At 52.0% G+C, this 15,929-nt stretch carries 22 protein-coding genes and 1 pseudogene; 20 read left to right on the top strand and 3 right to left on the bottom strand.

Going from position 1 to position 15,929, the window contains the following annotated elements; all coding sequences use genetic code 11:
* Window positions 1-4 precede the first annotated feature (4 nt).
* Window positions 5-853 (top strand): hypothetical protein, encoded by an 849-nt coding sequence (locus tag J4613_RS18170; RefSeq protein ID WP_000961024.1) that lies wholly within the window; start codon window positions 5-7, stop codon window positions 851-853.
* A gap of 37 nt (window positions 854-890) precedes the next feature.
* Here the strand turns inward: J4613_RS18170 and J4613_RS18165 are convergent, their stop codons facing one another.
* Entirely contained in the window at window positions 891-1,925 is a 1,035-nt protein-coding gene (locus J4613_RS18165; RefSeq protein ID WP_079849045.1) for a phage portal protein, read from the bottom strand.
* Entirely contained in the window at window positions 1,925-3,691 is a 1,767-nt protein-coding gene (locus J4613_RS18160) for a terminase ATPase subunit family protein (RefSeq protein WP_080207156.1), read from the bottom strand. The genes J4613_RS18165 and J4613_RS18160 overlap by 1 nt, the downstream gene beginning before the upstream one ends.
* 141 nt (window positions 3,692-3,832) lie before the next feature.
* Between J4613_RS18160 and J4613_RS18155 the strand changes: the two genes are divergently transcribed.
* The 19 genes and pseudogenes from J4613_RS18155 to J4613_RS18070 all read left to right on the top strand — a co-directional run bounded on the left by J4613_RS18155 (window position 3,833) and on the right by J4613_RS18070 (window position 15,517).
* Window positions 3,833-4,666: a GPO family capsid scaffolding protein gene (locus J4613_RS18155; RefSeq protein WP_183052279.1), complete on the top strand. Its 834-nt coding sequence runs from the start codon at window positions 3,833-3,835 to the stop codon at window positions 4,664-4,666.
* A gap of 16 nt (window positions 4,667-4,682) precedes the next feature.
* Window positions 4,683-5,741: pseudogene (locus tag J4613_RS18150) on the top strand (phage major capsid protein, P2 family).
* 3 nt (window positions 5,742-5,744) lie between these two features.
* Window positions 5,745-6,395 carry a terminase endonuclease subunit gene (locus J4613_RS18145; protein WP_208293665.1) on the top strand — a complete coding sequence of 217 codons (651 nt, stop codon included), beginning with the start codon at window positions 5,745-5,747 and terminating at the stop codon, window positions 6,393-6,395.
* A gap of 95 nt (window positions 6,396-6,490) precedes the next feature.
* Window positions 6,491-6,955 (top strand): head completion/stabilization protein, encoded by a 465-nt coding sequence (locus J4613_RS18140; protein ID WP_010835372.1) that lies wholly within the window; start codon window positions 6,491-6,493, stop codon window positions 6,953-6,955.
* The gene (locus tag J4613_RS18135) at window positions 6,955-7,158 is read left to right on the top strand and encodes a tail protein X (RefSeq protein ID WP_000868169.1); all 204 of its coding nucleotides are present in this window, start codon (window positions 6,955-6,957) and stop codon (window positions 7,156-7,158) included. The genes J4613_RS18140 and J4613_RS18135 overlap by 1 nt, the downstream gene beginning before the upstream one ends.
* A 3-nt stretch (window positions 7,159-7,161) precedes the next feature.
* A complete protein-coding gene (locus J4613_RS18130; protein ID WP_000171568.1) occupies window positions 7,162-7,377 on the top strand; it encodes an HP1 family phage holin in 216 nt (71 codons plus the stop codon).
* Window positions 7,358-7,873 carry a lysozyme gene (locus tag J4613_RS18125; RefSeq protein WP_010835371.1) on the top strand — a complete coding sequence of 172 codons (516 nt, stop codon included), beginning with the start codon at window positions 7,358-7,360 and terminating at the stop codon, window positions 7,871-7,873. The genes J4613_RS18130 and J4613_RS18125 overlap by 20 nt, the downstream gene beginning before the upstream one ends.
* Window positions 7,870-8,298, top strand: coding sequence for an Rz-like lysis system protein LysB (gene lysB, locus J4613_RS18120; RefSeq protein WP_000196201.1), 429 nt, complete (start codon window positions 7,870-7,872; stop codon window positions 8,296-8,298). Before J4613_RS18125 ends, lysB begins: the two co-directional genes overlap by 4 nt.
* Complete coding sequence (lysC, locus tag J4613_RS22740; RefSeq protein ID WP_214672207.1) at window positions 8,183-8,431, top strand: Rz1-like lysis system protein LysC; 249 nt, start codon at window positions 8,183-8,185, stop codon at window positions 8,429-8,431. Before lysB ends, lysC begins: the two co-directional genes overlap by 116 nt.
* Window positions 8,394-8,825, top strand: coding sequence for a phage tail protein (locus tag J4613_RS18115; protein WP_001039948.1), 432 nt, complete (start codon window positions 8,394-8,396; stop codon window positions 8,823-8,825). Before lysC ends, J4613_RS18115 begins: the two co-directional genes overlap by 38 nt.
* On the top strand, window positions 8,818-9,267 hold the full coding sequence (locus J4613_RS18110) for a phage virion morphogenesis protein (RefSeq protein ID WP_000829112.1): 450 nt from the start codon (window positions 8,818-8,820) through the stop codon (window positions 9,265-9,267). The genes J4613_RS18115 and J4613_RS18110 overlap by 8 nt, the downstream gene beginning before the upstream one ends.
* A gap of 17 nt (window positions 9,268-9,284) precedes the next feature.
* Window positions 9,285-9,668 carry a hypothetical protein gene (locus J4613_RS18105; RefSeq protein ID WP_001183830.1) on the top strand — a complete coding sequence of 128 codons (384 nt, stop codon included), beginning with the start codon at window positions 9,285-9,287 and terminating at the stop codon, window positions 9,666-9,668.
* The gene (locus J4613_RS18100) at window positions 9,643-10,857 is read left to right on the top strand and encodes a PcfJ domain-containing protein (RefSeq protein WP_208293664.1); all 1,215 of its coding nucleotides are present in this window, start codon (window positions 9,643-9,645) and stop codon (window positions 10,855-10,857) included. Before J4613_RS18105 ends, J4613_RS18100 begins: the two co-directional genes overlap by 26 nt.
* A gap of 74 nt (window positions 10,858-10,931) precedes the next feature.
* Window positions 10,932-11,510, top strand: a complete 579-nt coding sequence (locus tag J4613_RS18095; protein ID WP_000993772.1) for a phage baseplate assembly protein V — start codon at window positions 10,932-10,934, stop codon at window positions 11,508-11,510.
* Window positions 11,507-11,866 (top strand): GPW/gp25 family protein, encoded by a 360-nt coding sequence (locus J4613_RS18090; RefSeq protein ID WP_000177580.1) that lies wholly within the window; start codon window positions 11,507-11,509, stop codon window positions 11,864-11,866. The genes J4613_RS18095 and J4613_RS18090 overlap by 4 nt, the downstream gene beginning before the upstream one ends.
* On the top strand, window positions 11,853-12,761 hold the full coding sequence (locus J4613_RS18085; protein WP_079849040.1) for a baseplate assembly protein: 909 nt from the start codon (window positions 11,853-11,855) through the stop codon (window positions 12,759-12,761). Before J4613_RS18090 ends, J4613_RS18085 begins: the two co-directional genes overlap by 14 nt.
* A complete protein-coding gene (locus J4613_RS18080; protein ID WP_079849039.1) occupies window positions 12,754-13,359 on the top strand; it encodes a phage tail protein I in 606 nt (201 codons plus the stop codon). Before J4613_RS18085 ends, J4613_RS18080 begins: the two co-directional genes overlap by 8 nt.
* Window positions 13,356-14,930 (top strand): phage tail protein, encoded by a 1,575-nt coding sequence (locus J4613_RS18075; RefSeq protein WP_058144962.1) that lies wholly within the window; start codon window positions 13,356-13,358, stop codon window positions 14,928-14,930. Before J4613_RS18080 ends, J4613_RS18075 begins: the two co-directional genes overlap by 4 nt.
* Window positions 14,900-15,517, top strand: a complete 618-nt coding sequence (locus tag J4613_RS18070) for a tail fiber assembly protein (protein WP_079849174.1) — start codon at window positions 14,900-14,902, stop codon at window positions 15,515-15,517. Before J4613_RS18075 ends, J4613_RS18070 begins: the two co-directional genes overlap by 31 nt.
* A gap of 3 nt (window positions 15,518-15,520) precedes the next feature.
* Here the strand turns inward: J4613_RS18070 and J4613_RS18065 are convergent, their stop codons facing one another.
* Window positions 15,521-15,928, bottom strand: a complete 408-nt coding sequence (locus tag J4613_RS18065; RefSeq protein ID WP_058144964.1) for a tail fiber assembly protein — start codon at window positions 15,926-15,928, stop codon at window positions 15,521-15,523.
* Window position 15,929: the final 1 nt, after the last annotated feature.

Below are 15,929 nucleotides of genomic sequence, written 5' to 3'. Positions count from 1 at the left end.
ATTTATGTTGGTACGAGGAACATCATGGCGTCAGGGGCATGTACTTAAACATGATGATGCCGTTTCACTTGGAATTCTGCAGCCTGATGAAACGAACCATAAAGTTGTAGTTATAACGCATGATTGTGATTTACAGAGTAATTCAGAAAAAAACGTGGAACTGATGTTTGGCCCCTTGAAAAAGGGGTCAAGCAGGATGAAAAGAGCTAAGCATCCGAGAATCCTCGATCTATGTTTTGAAAATCCAGAAAGTGCGAAGAAGAATGCAGTAGAGCTCCGGCATGAAAGGAAAGTCATCATTCCTAAAGAAGCTTTCTGTTGTGAGGAAAACGATCCAGCATTCTCCATTAGCACAGAAGAGAAACAAGCTCTTAAGCAATGGTTAGCTGCTAAGTATGGTCGTCCAGCGTTTCCTAACTCGTTTGAAGAGCGCTTGCGGGCTTACGACGAGGATAAAAAGTTTATTTTCGAAAAAGAAGTTGCGGACATTATCGCCACAAACGCAGAGCATTTGATCGGAGTTTTTTTCGATTTGGGCGAAGAAAGATTTAACGATCTTGAGGAAGGCATACCATATGAGCTTTCTATCAATGTTGTTTATGATGCAACTGAAGGTGGCCCCGATGCCAGAAGAGCGGCTGAACAAACATGTTCTGATCTAAAGGCTTTGTTTTATAAGTTTTATGGTGATCCAACCTTGGGGCATTCAGAACTTATAGAATTGAATACGTGCATAGCTGTTGCTGATACTCATTTCTCCCTGTATGCATTGAGGCGGATGGATCAATGGAGGGTAGAATACATCAGCCTTGAAGAAGATTCATATGGCGATTTCATTGGTGCCGGTGTTTAAACTGGCTGTTCCGACAGCCAGTTTAAACAGGCTTTAATCAAGTATTGCCTAATTTATATTCGCCAAAACGAATAATTTCGTCATTAAGCCATTCATTTAATTCAATTAGCCTTTTTTGTAATGGAATTAACTCGTTACGAACAAATACATGACTCGCCTTTTCGACATCCCCAAACCCCCCAACATTATTCGGCATAATCCCCATCATTTGCGGCGGCACGCGGTGCGCTGCCATCATGTCATCCCGACTCACGTTCTTGATGTTAAGAAATTCATCCTTCGCCGCGACTTCTGACAATGGGATGATCTGAAGCCCGTCTTTTTTGCCGTTAGGTGAGTACATAAACAGGTTGCGGAAGTTGCCTGGACCTTTAGCGCTTTTCATTGCGTTGCGGAGGTTGTTCACATCCTCCTGATTCTGCGCGGCATCGGTCATGTACATGATGAAGCCAGCATGACTGCCGTTAATGTAATACTTTCGACGGAACAGCGTGGCGGACTCGTTGAGCAGGGCGGATGGAATGGCAGAAAGATAACCGGGCAGGCCGTAGATCTCCTGGTTGATGTCCGGTTCCATCAGATGAAAGATACTGCCTTTCGTGAACTGATACGGCTGCGTGGTCATGCCGTATTGCACAAACCAGTAGGTATCCAGGTCTAACCCGCGTCGGGTGTATTTTGCCAGGGCCGGTTCAAGGGCGATAACTTCACCGAAGCGGTTCGTGCGTTTCTCCAGGTAGGCGTTACCAAATACCAGATAGTCCTGCACAAAACGTGAAAAAGCCTGCTGGCTGAGCAGCGGGTGAGGGATGTAGGTGCTGGTCAGAATGTTGCACTTTACTGCAATCGGTGAGCTGTGATGCACGGCGGCGCGAAAGGTGCGCGCCAGCCCGTCGAAACTCACTGGCGGCTCATACCAACGATCTGTCTGTACGCATTCCACATAGTCCAGCAGTTCGCGGCGGTCCAGTACAGGAATGGGATCGCCAAAGCTGAATGCTTCGGCTGAAGTCTGGCTTTTATGCTGGGTCTGGTTCTGTGACGCAGCGCGGTTCTTCTTACTCTTTCCCATCAAAAAATCTCCACAATATTGCTGGTATTGGCGGATTCGCCCTGCAGCGGTTCGTTAAACAATGCGTGCATCGTTGCCCAAGCCAGATCGGCGTGGCTGGCTTCTTCGCTGCGGCTGGCTTCATAGGTCGGGCGGTTGCCGCTGGCGGTGGTGGCGCGACGGATTGCCATGAATGACTGCGCAATGTCGGTGTGCCCGGCGTCAAACTCCAGACGGCGGTGGCTGATAATGTCGTAGGCCTTGAGTACCAGGGCGTTTTTAACGTTGGGGTTGTAGACAAACTCCCGGACGGCTGGAAAAAACGCTTTCACGTTCTCGTAAACCCCGTGGCCGACGCCAGTTGAGTCGATGCCGATGTATGTCACGTTGTACTGTTCGGTCAGTTTTTTGATGGCGTCAGCCTGGGCGCGGAAGTCCATCCCGCGCCACTGGTGACGCTCAAGAATGCGGAACTTACCGCCCGGCACGGCTGGCGGTGCCACCACCACGCACCCGGCGCTGTCGCCGTTTTGCGTACCTTTTGCCGGGTCATAACCGATCCACACTTCGCGCCAGCCAAACGGGCGCAGGGCCAGTGCATGAAAGTCGGTCCAGACTTCCCAGCTGTCCACCATGCACGCCTGCAGCTCGCTGAGCGGGAACACGGAGGCGAGATCGTCCACGAATTCACACATCAGCAGGTTCTGGTATTCGTCCGGGCTGTATTCCATGCGCAACTGGTCAAGGTCGAACAGGCTACAGCCGCCGCGCACCGCATCTTCCACGGTGACTATCTGGCGGTATTGCCCGTCTGCACACAGCAGGCCTGGAGCCAGATTGCTGTGGGACAGGTCGATGTCCACCTTGTCGGCTTTATTGCGCCCACGGTTGAATAGCGCACCGGACCAGAACGGATAAGCACTGTGTGTCAGGCTGGATGGCGTGGAAAAATAGGTTTGTCGCCATTTTTTGTGAATAGCCATACCGGAAGCCACTTTGCGCAGCTCCTGGAATTTCGGTATCCAGAAATATTCATCCAGATACAGGTTGCCGTGGTAACTCTGGGCCGTGCGGGCATTGGTGCCGAGGAAATACAGTGTGGCCCCGTTAGGAAGCACCATCGGATCGCCTTTCAGCTCCACTTCCACTTCTTTGGCGAAGTCGATGATGTACTGCTTAAAGACGTGGGCCTGTGCCTTGCTGGCGGAAAGGAAAATCTGGTTACGTCCGGTAAGCAGAGCGTCAATCAGGGCTTCACGGGCAAAGTAAAAGGTCGCGCCGATCTGGCGTGACTTCAGCAGGTTGCGGATGCGGTTGGTTTTTCCGGCTTCCCACCAGTGGCGCTGGTAGTTGAACATGGAGGAATGGAAGATTTCTTCCAGCTTCTCAATTTGTTCATCGGTGAAGACATTCTTTTCCGGCTGACGGCGCGGGCCTTTGTTGCGGTTGGCGACGTTTGGGTTTAAGTCGGCTTCGTTGCCGCCATTGTTAAACTTGCCGATCCGCGCGTGGCGTTCAGACTGGCGCGCCAGCAGGTCAATCTCTTTGAAATCTTTCCCTTCTTTGTGCTCCTTCATAATGAGCTGGCAGTAACGCGCGGCGGTAGTGAGCTGCATCTGATCCAGCGGCCCATAGTCACCCCACTTGTCGCGTTTCTTCCAGCTGTGAACGGTTGCAACTTTCTCGCCCAGCATTTCAGCAATGCGGGCGACGCGGTATCCCTGAAAGTACAGCAGCATGGCCTGCCGACGGGGATCGAGGTCTGCGGGGGTCAGTGTCGTGTTCATGGCCCAAACATACGGCCTTGCCTGACGGCTTTCCCCGGCTGGGGTTTGTGTGGTCTACCGTACAAGCGACGCGCGTTGTTTCACGCCCCCATCACCGCAAACATAAGGCTCCAGTAAGTTTTTTCTAACGGAGCACGGCTCATGACAGTGAAAGCAAAGCGTTTCCGCATCGGTGTGGAGGGTGCCACCACCGACGGGCGCGAAATCCAGCGTGAATGGCTGGAACAGATGGCAGCCAGCTACAACCCGGCGGTGTATACCGCGCTGATTAACCTTGAGCACATCAAGTCTTATCTGCCGGACAGCACCTTTAACCGCTACGGCAAGGTGACGGCGCTGTTTGCTGAAGAAATCACGGAAGGTCCACTGGCAGGCAAGATGGCGCTGTATGCCGACGTTGAGCCAACGGAGTCCTTGGTGGAACTGGTGAAAAAAGGCCAGAAATTATTCACATCTATGGAAGTCAGCCCTAAGTTTGCCGACACCGGCAAAGCCTACCTGGTCGGCCTGGCTGCCACTGATGATCCCGCCAGTCTGGGCACTGAAATGCTGACATTCAGCGCCAGCGCCGAGCATAACCCGCTGGCGAACCGTAAGCAGAATCCCGAAAACCTGTTTTCGGAAGCTGTCGAAACGCTGATCGAACTGGAAGAGGTCCAGGACGAAAAGCCGTCCCTCTTTGCCCGCGTCACCGCGCTGTTCACCAAAAAAGAGCAGACCGACGATGCGAGATTTTCTGATGTGCATAAAGCCGTGGAGCTGGTCGCTACTGAGCAGCAGATCCTGAGCGAGCGCACTGATAAATCCCTGTCCGAACAGGACAAGCGCCTTTCTGAGCTGGAGTCCTCCCTGCAAGAACAGCTGGCCGCCTTTGCCGAGCTTGAGCAGAAGCTTAGCAGCGAAGACAGCCGTAAAGACTACCGCCAGCGCGCGTCGGGCGGTGACGCACCGACAGGCACCCTGACCAATTGCTGATGGAGCATAAAACCCGATGAAAAAGAAAACCCGCTTTGCCTTTAACGCTTATCTGCAGCAGTTGGCGCGCCTGAACAGTGTGGAGGTTGAAGAACTGTCCAGCAAGTTTACCGTGGAGCCGTCCGTGCAGCAGACGCTGGAAGACCAGATCCAGCAGTCCGCCGCTTTCCTGACGCTGATTAACATCACGCCGGTCACTGAGCAGTCAGGGCAGTTGCTGGGGCTGGGCGTTGGCAGCACCATTGCCGGAACCACCGATACCACCACCAAAGAGCGCGAGCCTACCGATCCGACGCTGATGGAAGACGTGGAATAAAAATGCGAGCAGACCAACTTTGATACGGTGCTGACCTACGCAAAACTGGACCTGTGGGCGAAATTCCAGGACTTCCAGGTGCGTATCCGCAACGCTATCGTCAAACGTCAGGCGCTGGACCGCATCATGATTGGCTTTAACGGCGTGAAGCGCGCCAAAACCTCCAATCGTGCTGAAAACCCGCTGCTGCAGGACGTCAATAAAGGCTGGCTGCAGAAAATCCGCGAAGACGCGCCGGATCATGTTATGGGCAGCACCACCACGGGCGGTGAAACCACACCGGGTGCAGTGAAAGTCGGGAAAGGTGGCGAATATGCCAACCTGGACGCCGTGGTGATGGATGCCGTCAATGAGCTTATCGACGTGGTCTACCAGGACGATGACGATCTGGTGGTGATTTGCGGTCGTGAACTGCTGTCTGACAAGTATTTCCCGCTGGTCAACAAAGAACAGGAAAACAGTGAAAAACTGGCTGCTGATATGATCATCAGTCAGAAGCGCATGGGGGGCCTGCAGGCCGTGCGTGCGCCGTTCTTCCCGCCGAATGCGCTGCTGATCACACGTCTGGATAACCTGTCCATCTACTGGCAGGAAGACACCCGCCGCCGTTCAGTTATCGACAACCCGAAACGTGACCGGATTGAAAACTTTGAATCCGTTAACGAAGCCTATGTGGTTGAGGACTACCGCTGCGCTGCACTGGTGGAAAACATCCAGATTGGCGACTTCAGCGCCGCCGCAGCAGAAGCCGGAGCGTAACCCATGAGCCTGAGTCCCGCACGGCAGCATCGCCTGCGCGTTCAGGCTGAACAGGCCGCCCGCGAGGGCGGCAGCGTTCGCCACGCGTCGGGCTATGACCTGATGCTGCTGCAACTGGCGGAAGACCGCCGCCGTCTCAAGGGCGTTCAGTCCACGGTCAAAAAAGCGGAAATCAAAGTGGAGCTGCTGCCGAAGTACGCCGCCTGGGCGGAGGGTGTCCTGGCTGCCGGAGGCGCTCAACAGGATGACGTGCTGATGTACGTGATGCTGTGGCGCATTGATGCCGGAGATTATGCAGGGGCGCTGGAGATCGGGCGTCATGCCCTGCGTCATGGCTGGGTGATGCCGCTGGGTAACCGCAATGTGCAGACCGTACTGGCAGAGGAAATGGCAGACGCGGCACAGAGCGCAATGCTAGCCACTACCGGCTTTGATGCCGATCTGTTGCTGCAGACGCTGGTGCTGACAGACGGTCTGGATATGCCGGACCAGTCGCGGGCGCGTCTGCATAAAGCGATTGGCGCTGTCCTGAGTGAAAGTAATCCGGCTTCCGCCCTTAATCATCTCAACCATGCGTTACAGCTCGATCCCCGCTGTGGCGTGAAAAAAGACAAACAGCAGCTGGAGCGCAGACTGCGCAGTGACAGCCGCTGACAGAACGTGCCCCCGCGCACGGGCGGCACGGGGTGGCGAAAGGCGCTGCCACATCAAAACCCCGTCCACCGCCCTCTATTTCAGGAGAAAGCAGCATGAAGTTTGTTGCGCCAGAACAGGCACCGGAACAGGCGGAAATCATCAGGAATACGCCGTTCTGGCCTGATGTGGACTTGTCGGAGTTTCGCAGTGTGATGCGCACTGACGGCACGGTGACGCAGCCGCGTTTAAAGCAGGTTGCGCTGTCGGCAATTTCGGAGGTCAACGCAGAGCTGTATGAGTTTCGCAGACGCCAGCAGATGCTGGGGTATGCCTCGCTGGCAGAGGTTCCGGCGGAACAGCTGGACGGCAAAAGTGAGCGCATTCAGCACTATTTCAACGCGGTTTACTGTTGGGCACGCGCCATGCTCAACGAACGTTACCAGGGCTATGACGCCACGGCATCGGGTGTGAAGCGGGGCGAGGAACTGGCTGAAGCCAGCGGTGATTTGTGGCGTGACGCCCGCTGGGCCATCAGCCGGGTACAGGATGCGCCGCACTGCACAGTGGAGCTTATCTGATGAAAGTGCGTGCGCATCAGTATGACACGGTGGACGCGCTTTGCTGGCGTCATTACGGGCGCACGCAGGGTGTCACGGAGCAGGTACTGAAGGCAAATCCGGGGCTTGCCGAATTTGGCCCCTTTTTACCTCACGGGCTGCAGGTGGAGCTGCCGGACATTCCGACCACCACCACCGTGCAGACCGTCCAGCTATGGGACTGAATTATGACGCTTGAGCGAATCAGCGCCTTTATCACGTATTGCATCGCCGTTGTGCTGGCCTGGCTGGGCGATTTGTCCATCAAGGATGCCTCAACGCTGGGCGGCCTGATGATCGGTGTGCTGATGCTGGCTATCAACTGGTACTACAAACACAAAGCCTACCAGCTTCTGCGCGACGGGCAGATCTCGCGGGAGGACTATGAATCCATCAATCGTTAAACGCTGCCTTGTCGGGGCTGTGCTGGCTATTGCTGCCACGCTGCCGGGTTTTCAGCAGCTTCACACCTCCGTGGAGGGACTGAAACTGATCGCCGATTACGAAGGCTGTCGTCTGCAGCCGTATCAGTGCAGCGCGGGTGTCTGGACCGACGGCATTGGTAATACGTCAGGCGTCATTCCCGGCAAAACCATTACGGAGCGACAGGCAGCAGAAGGGCTGATCTCCAACGTGCTGCGTGTGGAGCGGGCGCTGGAAAGGTGTATGAAGCAACAGCCGCCGCAGAAGGTGTATGACGCTGCGGTGTCGTTTGCCTTCAACGTGGGTACGGGCAATGCCTGCAGTTCCACGCTGGTGAAATTGCTCAATCAGCGGCGCTGGGCGGATGCGTGCCGACAGTTGCCGCGCTGGGTTTATGTGAAAGGTGTTTTTAATCAGGGGCTGGATAACCGCCGTGCGCGGGAGATGGCCTGGTGCCTTAAAGGAGCTGGACTATGACGCGTGCGCTGGCAGTAGTGGTGGCGCTGGCACTCGTTGCGCTGGGCTGGCAGTCGTGGCGGCTTAACAGCGCCAGCCACACCATCGAAACGCAGCGCGCGGCGCTGAAAAGTAAAGCGCAGGAACTGACGAAGAAAAACAGCCAGCTGATCGGTCTGTCCATTCTGGCTGAAACCAACAACCGGGAGCAGGCGCGGCTCTACGCCGAAGCTGAACAAACCAGCGCACTGCTGAGACAACGACAACACCGGATTGAGGAACTGAAACGTGAGAACGAGGATTTACGCCGCTGGGCTGATACTCCTTTGCCTGCTGACATTATCCGGCTGCGAAAACGTCCGGTATTCACCGGAGGTGCAGCTTACCGTCAGTGGTTGTCCGCGAGTGACGCCGTGTCGGCTGGATCAGGCCGCGCCGCGCACTAACGGTGATCTGAACGCATTGCTGGATGAAACGGAGGCCGCCTGGGCGGTCTGTGCAGACAAAGTGGACATGATTATTGCGTGTCAGGAGCGAAACAGTGAACAAACCACAATCCCTGCGCCACGCCCTCAATAAAGCAGTGCCTTATGTCCGTAATAACCCGGACAAACTGCATCTGTTTGTAGATAATGGTTCGCTGGTTGCCACCGGGGCCAGCTCCATGTCATGGGAGTATCGTTACACCCTGAACGTGGTGATAGAGGATTTCAGCGGCGACCAGAATCTGCTGATGGCCCCGGTTTTGCTGTGGCTGCGTGATAACCAACCTGATGCCATCAATAATCCGGCATTACGGGAAAAGCTATTCACCTTTGAGGTGGATATTCTGCGCAACGATGTCTGTGATATCAGCCTTAACCTGCAGCTGACAGAGCGTGTGGTGGTCAACACTGACGGCAGTGTGTCGAGCGTTGAAGCTATAGCGGAACCCGATGAACCTGAAGAAATGTGGACGGTGAAACGTGGCTGAATTGCAGAAGGTGGACGACTGGCTGAGTGCCTTGCTGGCGAATCTGGAGCCTGCCGCAAGAAGCCGCATGATGCGCCAGCTGGCGCAGGAACTGCGCCGGACACAGCAGCAGAATATCAGGATGCAGCGCAATCCAGATGGCAGCAGTTATGAGCCGCGACGGGCAACAGCACGCAGTAAAAAAGGCCGCATCAAACGCCAGATGTTTGCAAAGCTGCGCACCACAAAATACCTGAAAACTGCCGCCAGCGCCGATTCTGCCAGCGTGCAGTTTGCTGGCAAGGTGCAGCGTATTGCCCGTGTTCATCACTACGGCCTGCGAGAACGTATTCAACGAATTAATATGTCTATTAAGTATCCATGTAGAAAGTTGTTGGGAGTTAATGAACAATTAATCATTGACTTAGAAAAATTATTAGTAGAGTATTTCGCTCAAAATTAGTACATCTGTGTGACAATATGCAACAGTTTATTCAGATTTTACAAACTATTTCCACATGGCCGTTTGCTTTCATCTTTGGTCTATGTATTTTATATCGTCCTATAAATATGTTGTTTAGTAGATTTATTGAAAGTAATACGGCAAAAGCTAAATTAGGATTTGTGGAGCTAGAGATTGGAGAGCTAGCTAAAAAAGGAAGAGAGGCTGTTGATAATTTTAATGAGTTAACCATTGTTATGGCTAAGACTCGGTTGTTGGAGTTAGAGGTTACTAAAGAGAACTTTTCTGCAGCGTTTTCATCTAATCAGCAAGTTAAATTAAATGCATTGATGTTGGAGCTAGAAAAAAAGATTCATTATCTTGAGGAAGTAAGAGATGAAGGTTTATCCATTAAAAAATAAAATGGTTATATCTTTTTCATCCTCAGTCCATATGGCTATAATTGTGTATATCCAAGATGGATTGGTCTTATCAAATATTATCCATGAAAATAACGTGCAATCAGGTGAGATTGATTTTGGTATACCACTTTTTGATGCAAGTGAAACAAGTGAGAAAATTGTTGATCATCTCCTGACGTTGATAGGGGATACAAAAAATTTACATATTGATTTATTAAGGAGATACTATGATGCGCAATTAGAGCTTTATAACTCAGTTATCTCTAGTAAATTCTTAAATGAACTTTTTATCGATTGTCCTAATTTAGCGTGGGGAATTGTTTTAGATAATTATTACGGTGTTAATTTTCATACTGTTGAGTATTTGGCAAGAATAAAAAGAAAACGATTAATTTCTATTTTGGCTGGTACTGCTGCTGAGGAAAAGATAGTAAATATACTTAAGAAGACTTCATTGCTGAATGGAAGAAAGGATGAGTTTCTCTGGCTATCACGTTGTTTAAGTAGTGATGCTATTATTGAAGCGTATAAGCATAAAAAGAATATATCTATACAGGAGCTTTATTTAGCATATAGTTATCCAATTTTTTGTGGTGCTAATTTATTGGAAAGTTTGTGCGAAGAAAAAAAAGATACTCTTCAAGATTATAAATACGGAATGATATCTCTTGAAAAGTTGGTACGGGATAGTATACGAATAGGCGAAAACATAGGTATAAAATCTGCCAAGACAATGGTTATGAATTGTAATAGTAGGGAAGATGTGAAAAACCTTCATGATAAGTGGTCATTACGGTTGAGAAATTCGATGACCTATCTTGAAAAGGATATTTTCTTGGATGAGCCAAGCATACAGGTTATTGACGGAATAGAGTATATCAACTCAATAAACAAGTTGATTAAAGAGGGTAAGGAAATGAAGCACTGCTTGGCTTCATATAAAGAAAAAGTTATCAATGGTGAAAGTTATATATACAAGGTTTTAACTCGGTGGGGAGAGCGAGTAACAGTCGAGTTGGCATTGTCAAACGGTATCTATTTGCTAAAGCAAGCAAAAGGTATTTGTAATTCTCAACCTAGTGATCTCGCTCTTAATTATATTCATACATGGTTGGAAAACGAAAACAAATACCTGAAGGAGGCTTTAGAGTTGTATGCTGGCGACTTTAAAAGAGCTATGAGTGCTTAGTTGTAAGATTTGTATCATAGTCCCTACAATTCAATATTATTTATATCTTTGATGCGTTCTTTCATTATCAAATTATGAACGCACAATTAACCGAAATCATGCGCCTTATCACCAATCTGATCCGCACTGGGGTAGTCACCGAAGTGGACCGGGAAAACTGGCTTTGCCGGGTGAAAACGGGCGAGCTTGAAACCAACTGGATCAGCTGGCTGACGCTGCGTGCCGGGAATGCCCGCACATGGTGGCGACCATCGGAAGGTGAGCAGGTGGTGCTGCTGAGTCTGGGCGGCAATCTGGAGACCGCCTTTGCGCTGCCCGCTGTGTATTCGAATCAGTTCGCACCACCGTCGACGTCGGCGGACGCATGCGTGACAGAACATCCTGACGGTGGCTGGTTTGAATACGAACCCGCCACCGGGCGCTGGTATGTCAGGGGCATCAAATCAATGGTCATTGAGGCCGCTGACAACATCACCCTGAAAACCAATGAGTTTGTACTGGAGGCTGACCGCACGCGCATTAACAGCGAAGTGGTGATCAATGGTGGCGTTACCCAGGGCGGCGGAGCGATGAGTTCTAACGGGATCGTGGTTGATGCGCATCAGCATACTGGCGTCCTGAAAGGCGGCGACACAACCGGAGGCCCGGTATGACGCTTTATAGCGGGATGAACAATACCAGCGGTAAAGCCATTACTGATATTGACCATCTGCGCCAGTCGGTGCGGGACATTCTGCTGACGCCGCAGGGTAGCCGCATTGCCCGTCGGGAATATGGTTCCCTGCTGTCGGCACTGATAGATCAGCCACAAAATCCGGCGTTACGCCTGCAGGTTATGTCGGCTGTGTATGTGGCACTGAGTCGCTGGGAGCCACGGCTGACGCTGGATTCCATCACTATTAACAGCAATTTTGACGGTTCAATGGTGGTAGAGCTGACCGGGCGGCGGAATAACGGTGTGCCTGTGTCCCTTTCAGTATCAACAGGAGCAGAGAATGGCAGTGATTGACCTTTCGCAGTTGCCTGCACCGCAGATTGTGGATGTGCCGGACTTTGAGACGCTGCTTGCCGAACGCAAGGCAGAATTTGTGGCGCTTCATCCGAAAGATGAGCAGGAAGCAGTGATCCGCACGCTGGAACTGGAATCTGAACCCGTCACCAAATTGTTGCAGGAGAACGCTTACCGTGAGTTGCTTCTGCGCCAGCGCATTAACGAAGCCGCGCAGGCGGTAATGGTTGCTTACGCGATGGGCGGCGATCTTGACCAGATCGCTGCCAACTACAACGTGAAACGCCTGACGGTGACGCCTGCTGATAATAACGCTGTGCCGCCCGTTGCAGCAGTGATGGAAAGCGATGAAGCGTTACGCCTGCGTGTGCCTGCAGCCTTTGAGGGGCTTTCAGTTGCGGGACCAACTGCCGCTTATGAATTTCATGCCCGAAGCGCCGACGGTCGGGTGGCGGATGCCAGTGCAACCAGTCCGGCACCTGCAGAGGTGGTGCTGACAGTCCTTAGCCGCGAAGGCGACGGAACAGCAGAAAAAGACCTGCTGGATGTGGTGGAGAAAGCACTGAACAGTGAGAATGTCCGCCCGGTGGCTGACCGTCTGACGGTTCGCAGCGCGGAAATCATCCCGTACCGCGTGGAAGCCACCATTTTTCTCTATCCGGGACCGGAAGCAGAGCCGGTAATGGCAGCGGCAAAAGCCAGCCTGCAGAGGTACATTGCCAGTCAGACGCGGCTTGGTCGGGATATTCGCCGTAGCGCCATTTTTGCCGCGCTGCATGTTGAGGGTGTTCAGCGTGTGGAACTGGCTTCCCCGCAGGCGGACGTGGTCCTGAACAAAACGCAGGCGGCATCATGTACGCAGTGGAGCGTGACCAACGGGGGAACGGATGAATAGTCTGCTGCCACCGGGTTCAACGCCACTGGAGCGCCGACTGGCGCAAACCTGTAGCGGGATTTCTGATCTGCAGGTGTCACTGCGTGACTTGTGGAATCCGGCAACCTGTCCGGTCAGTTTCCTGCCTTATCTCGCCTGGGCGTTCTCTGTGGATCGCTGGGACGAGGGCTGGACAGAAAGCGTCAAACGCCAGGTAGTGAAGGATGCTTTTTATATTCATCAGCACAAAGGAACCACCAGTGCCGTACGGCGGGTGGTGGAGCCGTTCGGCTTCCTGATCCGCATTATTGAGTGGTGGCAGACCGGAGAAACACCGGGCACGTTTCGTCTGGACATTGGTGTGCAGGACCAGGGCATCACTGAAGATACCTATCTGGAACTTGAGCGCCTGATAAGCGATGCCAAACCATGCAGCCGCCACATGACAGGTATGTCCATTAATATGCAGACCAGCGGCCCTTACTGGGTTGGCGCAGCCAGCTACCTTGGCGAAGAAATCACGGTATATCCGTATATCAATGAAACGATTGTTTCCGGCGGCACCGCATATGAAGGCGGGGCAGTCCATGTTATTGACACAATGAGAGTGAATCCATGAGCGCAAAATTTTATACCCTGCTGACGGAGATCGGCGCGGCGAAACTGGCAAGCGCCGCCGCGCTCGGTGTCCCGCTGAAAATTACCCATATGGCGGTGGGAGACGGTGGCGGTGTGCTGCCCACACCCAGCGCACAACAGACCGCGTTAGTTGCTGAGAGGCGCCGCGCAGCGCTGAATATGTTGTATATCGACCCGCAGAACAACAGCCAGATTATTGCTGAGCAGGTAATCCCGGAAACTGAGGGCGGGTGGTGGATTCGTGAAGTTGGCCTGTTTGATGAAACCGGTGCGCTGATCGCTGTGGGTAACTGCCCTGAGAGCTACAAGCCGCAGCTGACAGAAGGGAGCGGACGTACGCAGACCGTGCGCATGGTACTGATTACCAGCAGCACCGATAATATCACCATGAAAATTGACCCTGCAGTAGTGCTGGCAACCCGTAAATATGTGGATGATAAGGCGCTGGAGCTGAAGGTATATGTAGACGACCTGATGGCAAAGCATCTTGCTGCGCCGGACCCGCATTCACAGTATGCGCAGAAGGACAGCCCGACACTCACAGGGATTCCAAAGGTACCGACGCCAGCGGCGGGTAACAGCACTAAACAGATTGCGAACACGGAATTTGTGGCATCGTCTATTGCGGCAATGGTGGGTTCTGCGCCTGCAGCACTGGATACGCTGAACGAGCTGGCAGCGGCTCTGGGGAATGACCCGAACTTTGCCACGACGATGATAAACGCTCTGGCTGGAAAGCAACCGCTGGACAATACACTGACGAATTTAAGCGGAAAAGATATCGCCGGCCTTCTCACATACCTCGGTTTAGGCGAAACAGCAAAGCAAGCTGCGGGCGCAGTCCAGAAAACTGGCGATGAGATGAGCGGGAAGTTAACCCTGCCACAGACATCTTCCTTCGGCGTGAATACTAATAACACACTGGGCGGTAGTTCCATCGCTATCGGTGATAACGATACCGGCTTTAAACAGAATGGTGACGGGATACTGGATACGTTTGCGAATAGCCAGCACACCGTTCGTGTCGCTCCCGGTGAAATGATGGTTCTGGGAGCTATTCGCGCAGGCAAAGAAAAAAAACTGTCACTGACGAGCAATAATAATTCGACAATGACAGCCACGTTTAATTTATGGGGCGATGCAAACAGGCCAACAGTTATTGAACTGGACGACGATCAGGGATGGCATTTATACAGCCAGCGAAATCCTGATGGTTCGATTGTCTTTACGGTTAATGGCGATATCACCGCTAACACGCTTCGTGCAGGCGGGGCCATCTATCAGAATAACGGCGACATCTTTGGTTCTGTCTGGGGGAATAACTGGCTGAGTCTGTGGATTAATAATAATTTCGTCGCAGATGTTCAGTTAGGGGCTGGCACATCAGTGACTACCTGGAACAATGCAGGTTCCTGGCCTAACACTCCCGGATATGTAGTTACTTCTGTCTGGAAAGATGCACAAGGCGAAAATATTGATGGTATTAATTATGCGCCTTTGCAAAAACGAGTCGGGAATCAGTGGTATACCGTACAAGGGGGAACGGTATAATGAAAAAATATCAGGATATTAAAAATTTCAGACTGATTGACGCGCCTGTAAACAGGGGTAAAACTCAGGCCGAAATAAATATAGGTGCATATTTTCTGGAGTCGGAAGACGGGCAGGACTGGTATGAATGTCAGTCATTATTTTCTGATGATACTGCAAAAATTATGTACGCTCCTGAAGGGGTTATCTGGGGTGTTGTTAATAAGCCAGTCCCACAACGTAGCAACACATATGCTGTATCAATGTTGTGGCCGGTTAATATGTCTGTTGCGGAAATAGACGCTGCTGACTGCCCTGATGATTGTCGTGGTGATGGCTCATGGTTGTACAGAGATGGTAAGGTTTTACCCGTTCCGGTGGATTATCAGGCTAAGGCCGAAACCACCCGACAGAAACTACTGGATGCCGCTAACAGCGCCATTGCTGACTGGCGAACCGAACTGGCGTTGGGTGAAATCGGTGACGACGATAAGGACAGCCTGACTAAATGGATGGCGTATATCAGGGCGCTTAAAACGCTGGATTTGAGCGGCGTGAAAGACGCGGCCACCTTTACTACAATCAGGTGGCCTGAATTACCACAATAACGACTACTGACTGGCTGGCTTATCCGGCCAGTCAGGATTTGAGGTATCCACCCGATTAACCAGTACACTGTAGAGTTCCCATGCCTCCAGCCGCTTTATTTCCTCATCTGTAGCAATGTTCAATTTTACCGCCCGCGCCAGTGGCGCAATAACTGACTCAGCTTCAGCAAGAAGTTCTGCCTTTTTGGCTTCAGCCTGTGCAATCAACTCTTCATGTGTATATTCGCGATGTTCAACCAGTACTGGGCCTCCTTTCCTGTGCTCAATATATTTTCCGTCCACCTGACCCTGCATAAGTTCATGGTAATGTTCATCAGTCAGAGGAATTAGATCAGTCGGGCAATCTCCCGATTCGGTATCCGGCTTGTAGAAAAAACCTTTCTCTTTAAAGCTGTAATAATAATCGCTCATT

It is taken from the genome of Salmonella sp. 32020114201800008SM (genome assembly GCF_017572025.1).
Lineage (GTDB): Bacteria > Pseudomonadota > Gammaproteobacteria > Enterobacterales > Enterobacteriaceae > Salmonella > Salmonella enterica.
Note: the sequence above shows the minus strand (reverse complement) of the source record. Positions and strands in the feature narration are given on the sequence as shown.

Bases quoted from the DNA above. Each gene is read 5' to 3' on its own strand.
- J4613_RS18170 (WP_000961024.1), top strand. From the start codon at position 5: ATGTTGGTACGAGGAACATCATGGCGTCAGGGGCATGTACTTAAACAT.
- J4613_RS18165 (WP_079849045.1), bottom strand. From the start codon at position 1,925: ATGGGAAAGAGTAAGAAGAACCGCGCTGCGTCACAGAACCAGACCCAG.
- J4613_RS18160 (WP_080207156.1), bottom strand. From the start codon at position 3,691: ATGAACACGACACTGACCCCCGCAGACCTCGATCCCCGTCGGCAGGCC.
- J4613_RS18155 (WP_183052279.1), top strand. From the start codon at position 3,833: ATGACAGTGAAAGCAAAGCGTTTCCGCATCGGTGTGGAGGGTGCCACC.
- J4613_RS18145 (WP_208293665.1), top strand. From the start codon at position 5,745: ATGAGCCTGAGTCCCGCACGGCAGCATCGCCTGCGCGTTCAGGCTGAA.
- J4613_RS18140 (WP_010835372.1), top strand. From the start codon at position 6,491: ATGAAGTTTGTTGCGCCAGAACAGGCACCGGAACAGGCGGAAATCATC.
- J4613_RS18135 (WP_000868169.1), top strand. From the start codon at position 6,955: ATGAAAGTGCGTGCGCATCAGTATGACACGGTGGACGCGCTTTGCTGG.
- J4613_RS18130 (WP_000171568.1), top strand. From the start codon at position 7,162: ATGACGCTTGAGCGAATCAGCGCCTTTATCACGTATTGCATCGCCGTT.
- J4613_RS18125 (WP_010835371.1), top strand. From the start codon at position 7,358: ATGAATCCATCAATCGTTAAACGCTGCCTTGTCGGGGCTGTGCTGGCT.
- lysB (WP_000196201.1), top strand. From the start codon at position 7,870: ATGACGCGTGCGCTGGCAGTAGTGGTGGCGCTGGCACTCGTTGCGCTG.
- J4613_RS18105 (WP_001183830.1), top strand. From the start codon at position 9,285: ATGCAACAGTTTATTCAGATTTTACAAACTATTTCCACATGGCCGTTT.
- J4613_RS18100 (WP_208293664.1), top strand. From the start codon at position 9,643: ATGAAGGTTTATCCATTAAAAAATAAAATGGTTATATCTTTTTCATCC.
- J4613_RS18095 (WP_000993772.1), top strand. From the start codon at position 10,932: ATGAACGCACAATTAACCGAAATCATGCGCCTTATCACCAATCTGATC.
- J4613_RS18090 (WP_000177580.1), top strand. From the start codon at position 11,507: ATGACGCTTTATAGCGGGATGAACAATACCAGCGGTAAAGCCATTACT.
- J4613_RS18085 (WP_079849040.1), top strand. From the start codon at position 11,853: ATGGCAGTGATTGACCTTTCGCAGTTGCCTGCACCGCAGATTGTGGAT.
- J4613_RS18080 (WP_079849039.1), top strand. From the start codon at position 12,754: ATGAATAGTCTGCTGCCACCGGGTTCAACGCCACTGGAGCGCCGACTG.
- J4613_RS18075 (WP_058144962.1), top strand. From the start codon at position 13,356: ATGAGCGCAAAATTTTATACCCTGCTGACGGAGATCGGCGCGGCGAAA.
- J4613_RS18065 (WP_058144964.1), bottom strand. From the start codon at position 15,928: ATGAGCGATTATTATTACAGCTTTAAAGAGAAAGGTTTTTTCTACAAG.